Annotated in this window: 7 protein-coding genes and 4 pseudogenes; 9 read left to right on the top strand and 2 right to left on the bottom strand. The window is 56.8% G+C overall.

The window, feature by feature from the left end; translation table 11 throughout:
• The first annotated feature begins 477 nt into the window (after window positions 1-477).
• The 6 genes and pseudogenes from A3AU_RS0132035 to A3AU_RS1000000138620 form a co-directional block, all read left to right on the top strand.
• Window positions 478-2,163, top strand: coding sequence for a GMC family oxidoreductase (locus tag A3AU_RS0132035; RefSeq protein ID WP_027056494.1), 1,686 nt, complete (start codon window positions 478-480; stop codon window positions 2,161-2,163).
• A gap of 832 nt (window positions 2,164-2,995) precedes the next feature.
• Window positions 2,996-3,928: an isopenicillin N synthase family dioxygenase gene (locus tag A3AU_RS0132030; RefSeq protein ID WP_027056493.1), complete on the top strand. Its 933-nt coding sequence runs from the start codon at window positions 2,996-2,998 to the stop codon at window positions 3,926-3,928.
• 132 nt (window positions 3,929-4,060) lie between these two features.
• Window positions 4,061-4,546, top strand: a complete 486-nt coding sequence (locus A3AU_RS0132025) for a DUF2267 domain-containing protein (protein WP_335337268.1) — start codon at window positions 4,061-4,063, stop codon at window positions 4,544-4,546.
• 96 nt (window positions 4,547-4,642) lie between these two features.
• Window positions 4,643-5,380: a class I SAM-dependent DNA methyltransferase gene (locus tag A3AU_RS0132020; RefSeq protein WP_027056491.1), complete on the top strand. Its 738-nt coding sequence runs from the start codon at window positions 4,643-4,645 to the stop codon at window positions 5,378-5,380.
• A gap of 180 nt (window positions 5,381-5,560) precedes the next feature.
• Window positions 5,561-6,021 (top strand): annotated as a pseudogene (locus A3AU_RS1000000138625) (transposase); the annotation flags it as partial.
• A gap of 151 nt (window positions 6,022-6,172) precedes the next feature.
• A pseudogene (locus A3AU_RS1000000138620) lies at window positions 6,173-6,786 on the top strand (transposase domain-containing protein); the annotation flags it as partial.
• On the opposite strand, the pseudogene A3AU_RS1000000139375 reads toward A3AU_RS1000000138620, so the two are convergent.
• Both A3AU_RS1000000139375 and A3AU_RS1000000140665 read right to left on the bottom strand, forming a co-directional pair.
• Window positions 6,739-6,915: pseudogene (locus tag A3AU_RS1000000139375) on the bottom strand (IS66 family transposase zinc-finger binding domain-containing protein); the annotation flags it as partial. The pseudogenes A3AU_RS1000000138620 and A3AU_RS1000000139375 overlap by 48 nt on opposite strands.
• 417 nt (window positions 6,916-7,332) lie before the next feature.
• Window positions 7,333-7,531, bottom strand: a pseudogene (locus tag A3AU_RS1000000140665) (phage integrase N-terminal SAM-like domain-containing protein); the annotation flags it as partial.
• A gap of 528 nt (window positions 7,532-8,059) precedes the next feature.
• On the opposite strand from A3AU_RS1000000140665, the gene A3AU_RS01000000136620 reads away from it, so the two are divergent.
• The 3 genes from A3AU_RS01000000136620 to A3AU_RS0131985 all read left to right on the top strand — a co-directional run bounded on the left by A3AU_RS01000000136620 (window position 8,060) and on the right by A3AU_RS0131985 (window position 11,914).
• Entirely contained in the window at window positions 8,060-8,809 is a 750-nt protein-coding gene (locus A3AU_RS01000000136620) for a hypothetical protein (RefSeq protein WP_209444690.1), read from the top strand.
• 63 nt (window positions 8,810-8,872) lie between these two features.
• Entirely contained in the window at window positions 8,873-10,054 is a 1,182-nt protein-coding gene (gene doeA / locus A3AU_RS0131990; RefSeq protein ID WP_027056487.1) for an ectoine hydrolase DoeA, read from the top strand.
• A 453-nt stretch (window positions 10,055-10,507) separates the two neighbouring features.
• The gene (locus A3AU_RS0131985) at window positions 10,508-11,914 is read left to right on the top strand and encodes an amidase family protein (RefSeq protein ID WP_027056486.1); all 1,407 of its coding nucleotides are present in this window, start codon (window positions 10,508-10,510) and stop codon (window positions 11,912-11,914) included.
• The last annotated feature ends 128 nt before the right edge of the window (window positions 11,915-12,042 follow it).

The raw sequence follows: 12,042 nt of genomic DNA, 5'->3' as shown, positions 1-12,042 counted from the left end.
GCACGGAACATCCGCTCCGGGATCGTCCCTTGTCCGAGCGTCACGCCGTGAAGGCGGGGCGCACACGGCCTCGCCAAGGGTGGCGCAACGTGTCGCCGCGAGCTGGAAGTAGCGGCTAAACTTGACGAAATCGCTGCGTCGTAGACAACAGTTGCGAAACCGCTGCGTTCTTGATGTGCGTCGGCGTTGAGGGCTCGCCTCAGCCCTTCGGCAATTTCCCTATCTGAGGAGTTTAATGCAAATTACCATCTCAGAAAGGAGTCCCTACGTGACTCGCCCATCACACGGCCATCTCGGCATTCATCCCGCTGTCCATCCTAGCTGATTCTCGGTCTGTCACCAACTACTAGGGTGTAGTGTGGATTTCCCGCGACACCATCAGGTATTTTTCTGCCTGACGAGAGATCCTCTGCTGTGGGTGCCTAATGGGGCCTGTTTATCCTCGTCTGAGCATCATGGGGATGTTGGGAGGCTTGTTTGGTTTTCGATTATATCGTGATCGGCGGCGGTTCCTCTGGATCCGTCATGGCGAGCAGGCTCTCCGCCGATGGAGATCGCGTACTGCTCATCGAAGCGGGTCCTGATACGCCCCCGAATGCCGTCCCTGATGACATCCTGGAAGGCAATCCAACACGTGCTTACTTCAATCCTGATTATCAATGGCCTTCACTCGACGCGACCACGGTCCGGGATGGCCGCAAGACAATTCATTACGAGCAGGCGAGGGTGATGGGCGGCGGCTCCAGCATCAATGCTCAGGTGGCTAACCGCGGTGGTCCCGAAGACTACAACGACTGGGCTTCGAGCGGTGCAGCGGGCTGGAGTTGGGAGGAGGTTCTACCCTACTTTCGCCGCCTCGAATGCGATCTTGATTTCGAGGGCGAATTCCACGGCAAGACTGGCCCACTACCTATAACACGTGTGCGGCAATCAGACTGGTCCGGCTTTATCCGAGCGGTATCCAAAGCGTATGAGAATGAGGGTATTCATTTCAGGCCAGACTTCAATGGTGAATTTGGTGACGGATACTCGGTTGTTCCCTTGACCAACCGCAACGGTCAGCGGGTTTCTGCTGCGATGGCCTACTTGTCCGAAAGTGTCCGCTCACGGCCCAATTTGACAATCTTGTCGGAGACGACGGTTGTGCGGCTCATCTTTTCGGGACGCGCCATAAAGGGCGTCGAAACGGAGAACAGCTGCGGTCGGCAGTCATATAGCGCTTCGGTTGTGATCCTCTGCGCCGGAGCCATCCATTCTCCCGCTATATTAATGCGCTCCGGGATCGGCCCGGCCGAGCAACTGGCAAAGCTCGGAATTCCAGTGGTTACAGAGTTGAAGGGTGTCGGCCGCAGCCTTCAGGAACACCCAGGGATCGCCGTTTCGTCGTACTTGAAACTAAGCGATCGCATGGCACCCAATGTGAGTGGCCACATCCAGATGCATGCTCGTTACTCGTCTGGCTACACCGGGTGCCCTTCCACAGATATGGCAATATCGGCGGTTGCCAAGTCGGCCTGGCACCCGCTTGGCAAGCGCCTGGGCTCCCTCTATTTTTGGGTCAACCGCACCTATTCGACAGGAACTATCGTCCTGAAGGATCGCTCACACGCAGTTGCACCGGACGTCGATTTCAACTGGTTGAGCGACGTACGGGACGCCGCGCGATTGAAGCAGGGATTCCGTTTTATCGCCCGCCTGCTGAAGCAAGATTCACTGTCGGCCGTGGCACTCAACCCCTTCCCATCAGCTTGGAACGCACGAGCCAAGCAGGTCAGCAAGGTCAATTGCATTAATTACGCGCTTACATCGGTGTTGGCGCTGCTCATGGACTGCTCGCCACGGCTGCGCCGTGGCCTCATCAGACACTTGATAACCGATGGACATACCATTTCAGAACTGATTGATGACGAGGGGCAACTGGATCGGTTTGTCCGTCAGAACGTGACCGGCAATTGGCATCCGACATCGAGCTGCAGGATGGGGGCGGCCTCTGACCCGGCAGCCGTGACTGATCCGTCCGGCCGCGTTCGTGGCGTTTTCGGTTTGAGGGTTGCCGACGCATCGGTGATGCCATTCTGCCCCCGAGCCAACACAAATATTCCAACGATCATGGTGGCTGAAAAGATGGCTGATGTGGTTTTAGAAGAAAACCGGAGAGGTTAGAGCCGCTTGCGATCGACGGATGCATTGTGATGGGACGACGGTTTGGGACTGTAGTCCATCATCCACTTTGATGAGCCGAAGATTTGAAGGTCATTGAGCGACGATCTTTGATTGTGGGTATGAAAGCATTGGAGGAGGGTATATCCGCGGGAAGCCACCACCCTCACTGGCGCGCTGCCGCTGAAGGGCATGACCGTAGTTTCTTATCACGCTGGGGACTCCACGGGCAGGCGGATGGACATCGATAGCTTACACGACTGTCCTAGCCCGAGAGCCGCTATTGCTTCCGGGCCTCGATTCCCCTGCCCAACCAAAAAAGGAAAAATCGCAGCCATACTGCTGTGACGTTCAGGTCGCACTCTCAGGTGACATTTTGACCGAGCTCCGGGTCGCCTTAAGGCAGATGCGTCAAAAGATTTCGGCGAACAACATTAAACAGCGTCGTATGCTACATAACAATAGTTCGCATATAATTAATACATCATATATTGTCCACTGGGCTAGAGAATATTATACGTGTTGGTGAGGAATTTGAAAGTGATTCAGGCATTCTCACCAATGGGCCAGTTGCGAAAAAGTCCGAATGTGAGGTTTGCAAACTGGTGAAAGCCGCCGCTGCGGGATCCATGGACAATTATTACATCACGACCTGCGGCGGTCACGCCTAGGCATGCCCGGCCAGATTGGGTGCTCGAGCTGGTTCGGTCATACTCAAGGCGGTGCCCTCGCCAGCAAGCGGTCAAGACCACAACAGATAGGTCGGGAAGACAATGCACATTACCAAATTTTCCAGCAGCCCTATCAAGGCAAAGCAAGAACGGGAGAAGAGATTATGACCACGCTACCGCAAATATCACTGGCGAAGCTGGCCTCTGATGAAACGCGACACGAGGAGCAACGCCGGTTACTTTTGGCCTGCGAGGAGTACGGGTTCTTCTACCTTATCGAGCACGGGATTCCGAAAGAACAGATTGCGCAGGCCATCGACGCCTCCCGCCGGTTCTTCGCATTACCCCAGGCTACCAAGGAACGTTACGGTCACGCCTTTCAAGATGTGTACCCCGCTACCGCCCGAGGGTATAGTCCGTTGCACGGCGAAATGTTACATCCTGAGTTCGGCCCAGATCCAAAGGAAATGTTCGACCTCGGAATCGACAGTGAAGGCGACCGGCGTCCGTTTGCCGGGCGCACCCGCCTTCCGGATGACGAGTTGGCTCCTGGTTTCGCTCGAAGCCTACTTACTTTGCAGGCTACCGTGCTCGACGGGGTTGTGCCGCAGCTCGGGATGGCGCTGGCCGACCTACTCGGTATGGAAAAGGACTGGTTTCGACGCCATTTCAGCCCGCCGACGGTGCTGCAACGCGTGATCCGGTATCCGTCTACTGGCGGCGCGGCCGCCAAGCATACAGACAACGGCTTCTTCACGTTGCTGCTGCAGGAGGAACTCCCAACGCGCTCTTTGCAGGTATGGTTCGGCGGGCGTTGGATACCGGCACCGAGCCTCCCTGACAGTCTTGTGGTCAATCTGGGCGACATGCTTCAGGCTTTGAGCGATGACCGGTTCAAGAGTACGCCACATCAGGTCGTACACCGTGGTCCGGCCGAACGCATTTCTCTTCCCTTCTTTATCTACCCCGATACTGACGTTCGCCTGACTTCGCACCAAGGCAAGAACACGTTCAGTGTGGCAGAAATGATGCTGCGCAACTACGAATCCATATGGGAAAAGGGCAATGGTGCCGGACGCGCGCGGGAGTTGCAGTAGGTATTCGGCGTTATGCCAGCAAACTCCCGTACGAGGCAATGACGTCACACCAGCGGGATCATATCTTCAAAGCGCCTTTAAGCCGGAAAGGACGAGACCAGCGTTTTCGTTATTGGTTGCAGCGCTGGTTCCATGAGTCATCTAACTCAAGGGAGAGTAGGTTGGTCCTTACAGACCTTTGAGAACAGGAGAATGCTCATGTGCGTGAGCCGTGATCTCAACAACGCATTGCAAGGAGCCCATAATTGGATCAGCGATCTAGCGTGGAGACTTCGCTGGCATGATCGCGAGCAGGTGTACCAAGTCCTGATTGCGACCCTGCACGCCTTGCGCGATTGCGTGGATCGCGACCAGGCCGTTTCCCTGGGCGCGCAGCTGCCAGCCTTACTCCGCGGCTTTTATTACGAGGGCTGGCATCCCGCCCGACGAACTATAATTAGAAGCCGGAACTCATTTCTAGAGCGGATCCACGTTGGCGACCACAGTGACCCTGCACTAGATCCGGAAGAGGTTACCCGCTCGATACTAGCCCAATTTGCGGACCGTATGACTGCAGCAAAGATTGACGATGCAAAGGCTGCCACTCCAGCAATGCTGCGTGACCTTTGGCCAATCTAAGAAAGAGGTCCTACCCCGCGAGAATGCATAACCAAAGCTGGGGGCCTTTCGACCGGGCAACGGGTATGTACCTCGACGCCGGAAGGAACATTAAAAATGGCAAATGACGTTGCATACTACGATGAATTTGCTCAAATATATCAAGAATATACGGAAAAGTTAGGCAGAGTATCTGAGGCTGCTGCCACCGCCACCTTTCTTGAGCGCTATTCCCGCGGCGGGAGTGCTCTTGAACTTGGCATCGGCAACGGGCGTGTCGCGATTCCGTTGAGTGAACGCGGCGTCAAGGTCCAAGGTATAGATAACTCGGAAAAAATGTTAAAACTGCTCGCCATGCGGACGGATATGGTCAAGGCATCGAAGGGGAACATTGCCGATTTTAGTTCAGAGCGACGTTACGATCTTGTCTATTGTGTCTATGACACGTTCATGTTGCTCTTAAGCCGCGATGAGCAAATAGCTTGCCTGCGATGTGCGGCCGAGGTGCTAAATGAGCGCGGAGTGTTGGTGCTAGAGGTGCGTGTGCCAGACCTGGAGGGATTCGTCAACGGCCAGAAAATTACTACTGCGCTTGTCGATAACGAAAATACCTTCGTCAATACGGAAATCCACGATGCAGTAAACCAGAACTTGTTTCTAAGCGTCCTCTGGTTCTCCGGTACGTCGGTCAGACGTTTTCCAGAACGCGTTCGTTACGTCTATCATCAGGAGGTCGATACAATGGCGGAATGCGTAGGGCTGGTGCTAGCTGAGCGTTGGGGGGATTGGATGAGAGGCGCTTTCACTGCGGGGTCGAAACGTCATATCTCAGTTTACAGCCGAGCGACGCTGTAGTCCGCCTTTGTTGCCCCAACTTTCGAGCTTTTTGATGGGGGCCGATCCAGTCAGAGCCGACTTGTTGACGGATCGGGTGAAGACGAACCGCCGGGATGCTTTCATTGGCAAGGCTGCGGTGCACCGGCGAATTGACGGTGGTCTGGGTTCGCAATGAAGATCCCCAACAGTCGCTGGCGCCCGATCGTGCGAGCGCTCCAGACATTGCGTGGGGTCAATCTGATCGTCGCCGTGACCGCGCTGCCGAGGTCGTCGAAGTGAGCCGTTTTGAAAGCCCTCGCCAGCTCATGGCTGCCTCGGCCTCGTTTCCGGCGAGCGGTCGACTGGAGAGACAATAATCAGGCGTGGCGGCATTACCAAGGCGGGCAATGGCCGCGTTCGCCACATACTTGTCGAGAGCGCCCGGACCTATTGACCTATGACATCAGCCTCGGATCGGTAAGGCGAAGCCGTACCGGTTGGAGCAGGCACGCAGGCACCACCGAACGTCCGTGAGATCGCATGGAAGGGTCAGGTCCACCTCACGGCCCGCTACCGCATGCTGAGCGCCCGGGGCACAACGGACAACCGTCGTCTACACGGCGATCGTCCGCGAACTTGTCGGCCTCGTGTGGGCCGTCGCTCCCCGGGGAAGGCACGCCTCACCTGATCGGCGCGGCGCGTCAATGTATACCCTGCGCATGGGCGGAGGCTGGACCACGGCAGGAATGCCCGTCAGACGCTTTGTTTGCGTCATTTTCGGCGAGTCAGCGGAGGCGTTTTATGATGCACTCCAGAGCATGGTTGCCACCGATAGCATATCAGCATCTGACGATCCGGAAGCTGCAGCGGGCGCTGCATGGTCAGAGTTCTGAACGCTCAGCCCGCCTGCACGACCAGATGGAGCTCACCTTCGAGGAACTGGAGAGCACCGCGACGGAAGACGAGATCGCCGCCGAACAGGCTGCGGCCCGGACCACCGAGGTGGCGCCTTATGTCCGCAAACGACCGGCGCGCCAACCATGTCCTGAGCATCTGCCGCGCGAACGTATGGTCGAGCCGGGCCGACCGCTTGCCATTGCTGCGGCGGTCAATCGGCTGCGCAAGCTGGGGTAAGGATATCACCGAGACGCTGGAGGTGGTGCCGCGGCAATGGAAGGTGATCCAGCACGTGCGGGAGAAGCTCACCTGCCGCCGCCTGCGAGGCGATCAGCCAGGCTCCGGCGCCGTTCCACGCCACCCCGCGAGGCTGGGCCGGTCCCGGCTTGCTGGCGATGATCTTGTTCGAGAAGTTCGGCCAGCATCAGCCGCTCAACCGCCAGGCTGAACGCCATGCCCCCGAAGGCGTGCCGCTCAGCCTGTCGACGCTTGCTTGGGCCACGCAGCTGCGCCGTAACGATGTCGAGCCGCTCGCTCACGTCCTCGCCGATCGGATGCAGGCCATTGCGGCAGCATGCGCAGGCATGGTGCTCAATGTCGATGATCATTTCCACCCGCGGCAGATGGGGTGGCAACGCGCCGCGGTTCGTCCGGCACTTCCTGGCGCGCTCCAGACGCTCTGTCTCGGGTGGCTTGCCGTTTCCGCTGCTTCGATGGATGCCTGGCTACAGGTTCCGGCGCCGCCACAACCGCCGGCACGAAGGCAGGAGAATCTTGCTGCACCGAAGCAACCTGTTTGCGCGCTTCGCGGCGCCAGGCGAAGACCTGCTGCGGCCTGAGACCATAACGGGCGGGCGACCTCGGAAATGATCGCATTCGGCTCCAGCGTCTCCGCGATGATCCGCGCTTTGTCATCCATCGACCACTGCCGCCGACCGCCAGCACCGTTGATCACCTCGAAACGCCCAAGCTGCCGCTCCGGGTCAAACGTAAGGTCAAGTCCAGACACAAGCCGATCTCCGATCCCAATGCAGAACCGGCAACCTCACTGATCGCGACCACTCCCGAAAGGTGTTCCCGAAACACCGCTTATTGTGGATCGAGTCGGGCGCCAGCTTCTTCTCGTTGGTCGATAGACCGGATAGGTCCGAATGTCCTCGCGCCCGAGCAAGTCCGGCGACTTGCTAAATAGCGGGCGAAAAGCGACACCTGTTGCAGATACAACAGCTGGGTGTTGAGCGCGAAGTTGCGCACCTCCATGTCCTCGCTAATGCGCTGGCGAAGTTGGGTCACGACAAGCTCCTTTGTCGGATGGAATGGGCTGCAAGTAGCCACTCCATGCTGACGTACTCGGAGCTTGGTTGGACACATGACCAGCGCGACAGAAGACTCGATCAAGACCACGCTGTCGACACACACCCTCCTTGCCGCTCCGAGATCGCGTAGCGGGTTAGTACCACCGAAATCATGTGGAGCGCAGGATAATACTGAGCAGCGGCTCGAGCGATTCCTTCCTCCTGTTACAGTATTTTAGCCTACCAGGCGGGCTTTCTCACCCGACAGGTGATTGCATGGTGCGATATCACGACGCCGCGGGGCATCCGCGACCGTGCGATCCTGCTGCTGCTCTCGCTCAACCTACGTGCGGTGACGGTCGGGACATGCGCTCCTCGACGACATCAACTGCCGCGTCTCATTGGCTGCCAGGGCGCCACTTATGGTCACGAGCGGAGGTCGTCAACTACCAGATGGCGCAGTATCGATGCTTGCCCGAACACCCTAGAAGCTGGATGGGTCCAGCGTATTAAGAGGTGCCTCGGCATGCAAGGCGACGTGACGACGCTACACATTTCGAAGTATATCTGTGCAGCAGAGGAGCTGGGGCGCAGGTCCGGCCTTCATATTACAATGGGCGACGATTTTGAGCAGTATGTTGGGATTACCGACAGGCTCCCCGGGAAGGCGCCAACCTATCCAAACTTCCGCCCCGACTGTTCTTTTCTTCCACCTGGAAAGGCGTTTTGGATCATCGGACGGGATCCGGAAGGAAGAGTAGCGCATGTCCAGGCAATGCGTTTTGACCATCTATCCAACACAAACCTTGCTGAGCACCTTAGATCGCTCAGAGCCTGTTTCGCGGATCCCAAGCTCAAAGCCATGCCCGGTTCCTCGTCTCGCTGCCACGCACCGACCGCTCCCAGCATCACTGGGCTGGTTGCTTATCATGGGGACATTTGGTTGCGCGAGGACTTTAGAGGCCGCGGGCTCGCTACCTTTATAGGTCGCATTGCATTCGGATTGGCATGGGCCAAATGGTCGCCAGACTTCATTTACGCGCTGGTTGCGGGCTGGAACATCGAAAAAGGCATAGTCGATCGCTATGGCTATGTGCATCGAGAGCCGCACGGATCTATTCTGCACTTACCGGCGCAGGGGATAAACGATGATGAATGGCTCGTTTGGTTGACGCGAGACGAATTGTTGAAGACGCTTCGTACTTCGGGATCTTTCGGGTTTGGCGAGGGTCACTTGGCTGCAGCTGACTCATCTGATGATGGACAGCATCACTGACACTCACCTTACTCTATAAGATCCGCATCGACATCCCTGGGCGTCTCATAGGGGAGTTAAAAAGTGGCCGACAAAAAATTGAATTTCAGTTTGGAAGAATATCGAACGCGACTTGGTAAAACTCGGTCGGAAATGCAAAGGCGCGGTATTGATATTCTTATCCTTAGCGAGCCTGCGAATATGGCTTGGCTGACCGGGTATGATGGCTGGTCTTTTTACAATCACCAAGCGGTCATCGTTCCCCCGGAGGGCGATCCAATCGTATGGGTTCGTTGTTCGGATGAATTCGGCGCTAGGCGCACGGTCTATTTTTCGGATGACAATGTCCTCAGCTATGCCGATAAATACGTTCAAACTCCCGTTTGTCATCCGATGGAAGATCTTTGCAAAGTTCTTGCCGATCGCAAGCTGGACAAGGGCGTTATCGGTGTCGAGAAGGATAACTACTATTTATCTGCAACGGCATTTGAGACGTTGGTTTCGCGTATGCCCAACGCCAAATTCGCTGATGCAACGGTGCTTGTTAATTGGCTGCGAGCAATCAAGAGCCCCCGCGAACTAGAGTACGTGCGTAGTGCGGGACAGATCGTGACCCTGATGCATGAGCGCATCTTGGAGAAGATTGAACCTGGTATGCGCAAATGCGACCTTGTTGCCGACATTTACGATGCTGCGATTCGCGGGACGCGCGACTTTGGAGGTGATTACCCGTCCATCGTGCCGATGCTTCCATCGGGCACCAATCTGTCGGCGTGTCATTTCACGTGGGACGATCAACCTCTTCGCAACAACGAAGGAATCTATTTTGAAGTGGCTGGTGTCTACAAGCGCTATCATGTTCCGCTCTGTCGGACGTATTGCCTTGGCGAAGTGTCACAGCATTTCTTGGATGCAGAGAAGGTCACTCTAGAGGGAATGGACGCAGGTCTCGAGGCGGCCAAGCCAGGTGCAACTTGCGAGGACTGGGCGGTGGCATTCTTCAATGTCCTTGAGAAGCATGGCGTGGATAAAATTACACGAGCCGGTTATCCAGTCGGTCTATCTTACCCTCCAGATTGGGGTGAACACACGATGAGTTTGCGGCGAGGGGACCGGACAGTACTCAAGCCAGGCATGATCTTTCACTTCATGACTGGTTTCTGGCACGACAACTTTGGTTTCGAAATCACTGAAACCGTTCTCATCACCCCCAATGGTAATGAGTGCCTATCGAAAGTACCTCGGAACCTCTTCGTTAAGGTATAGCGTCTCCAAACGCACCCTTCTGGTTTTTACGAGCCGTCATTCGGAGCGGTCACGATTAGACGCACCGGCGACCCAATCCAAAGAGATTATCTTTGGAAGCTCGACACAGAAGACGAAGGCTATGCCGCCTCGATTCGTCATATACTTGGAACAGTTGATGATAGTGCACCCGGAGCCTCGGCACTTCCTCACGCATGAGGTCCTATTGCGCAATTGTGGAGGAAGCTTGGGAAGAACTGAGGAAGAGGTGCATGTGTATCGTTTGCAAGTTTCGGGATGTGAAGAGGCGCTTTGAGGACCCAACCAGATTGCGGGCGCAGCTATGGGGTGATCGCAGGCCAACGGCGCATTTGAAGGCGACCATACCAAAGGCGCGAAGGCTTGTGCTTTGTGAACATGGCGGACACGGCGAACCGCGCTTCTAAGTAACAAACAAAGCAAAGGACTGAACGCATGGACTCTAAGAGCATCGGCTTTATGCCAGCGGCCGAATTGGCCCAGTTGATCCGTACCAGGAAGATTTCTCCGGTAGAGTACATGAGCGCCCTGCTAGCTCGTATCGCTGAGCTGGAGCCTAAGGTGAACGCCTTCGCCTATCTTGATGCAGATCGCGCAATGGACGACGCGAAAAAGGCTGAAGCCGCCTTGACGAGTGGCGCGAGGATCGGCCTGCTACACGGTGTGCCTGCCACGATCAAAGATCACTCCATCACCAAGGACATGCCGACACAGCACGGCAGCAAGATCTTCGCCGGCCATCAGCCGGCCGAGGATACACAGGTGGTGTCGCGCCTGCGGGACGAGGGTGCGATCATTCTCGGCAAGACCACAGTACCAGAGTTCGGCTGGACGGGCGTTTCGCGTAGTCCGCTCACCGGGATTACGAGCAACCCTTGGAAGCTCGGGTACAATGCCGGCGCCTCCTCGGCTGGCGCTGGCGCTGCGGCGGCGGCAGGTTTCGGGCCGTTGCACCAAGGCGGTGACGGAGCGGGGTCAATCCGCATGCCTGCACACTTCTGTGGGGTGTTTGGACTAAAACCCAGCTTCGGGCGTGTGCCCTACTCTCCACTCGGCGTCGATGATTTCAGTGCCCATGTCGGACCGATAACGCGCACCGTTGCAGACAGCGCTCTCATGCTTCAGGTGATAGCCGGTCCGCACTTCCTGGACCATACGACGCTTGAGGCGGGACCTGCCAACTATCTCGCGCGACTGCACGACGGCGTAAATGGCAGGCGGATTGCCTACAGCCCGAATTTAGGCGTCGCCCGCGTCGATCCTGAAGTCGCGTCGCTCGTGAAGGCCGCCGCCGCGCGTTTTGAAGAGCTTGGCGCAATCGTCGAGGAAGTAGCCACTCCTTGGGCGAAGGATGGGCCGGAGCTGATCCGTTTCTTCTGGTCTGCTCATCAAACTGGCCTCGCCCGGTACCTTCCGCAATGGGAGGCCGATATGGACCCCGGACTAGTCGCCTGTATCAAGCAGTCCAAGGATGTCTCCATCTCGCAATATCAAGAAATGCGTGAGCGGAAGATGCGCTACGTTGAGAAGATACATCGGTGGTTCCAGGACTGGGACTTCCTGCTGACGCCATCGGTTTCGGTCGCCGCCTTTCCCGCCGAGAAGCTGATGCCAGATCACTGGCCTACGCATCCATGGGACTGGATTATGTGGGCGGAGTTCAGCTATCCGTTCAACATGTCCTGGAACCCGGCCGCAAGCGTGCCATGCGGATTTACCCAGAGTGAGCTTCCTGTCGGTCTCCAGATCGTTGGCAAGCGCTTCGATGATCTTGGTGTCTTACAGGCCTCTGCAGCCTTCGAAACGCTAAGGCCATGGGCCAACAAGCGCCCGCAACTCTGAATAGTTTTGCAGGGGCGAATCAACCGTGAGCGTCACGAGCACCCCATCTTGCCGGAGGGCAATGCACTGGCGAGATTTGCCGCCTCATTTTGCGAGCAGTTGACCTGCCACTGAACCTTGATTCAGTG

Source organism: Mesorhizobium erdmanii USDA 3471 (assembly GCF_000472705.1).
In the GTDB taxonomy this organism is placed as follows: Bacteria; Pseudomonadota; Alphaproteobacteria; order Rhizobiales; family Rhizobiaceae; genus Mesorhizobium; species Mesorhizobium erdmanii.
Note: the sequence above shows the minus strand (reverse complement) of the source record. Positions and strands in the feature narration are given on the sequence as shown.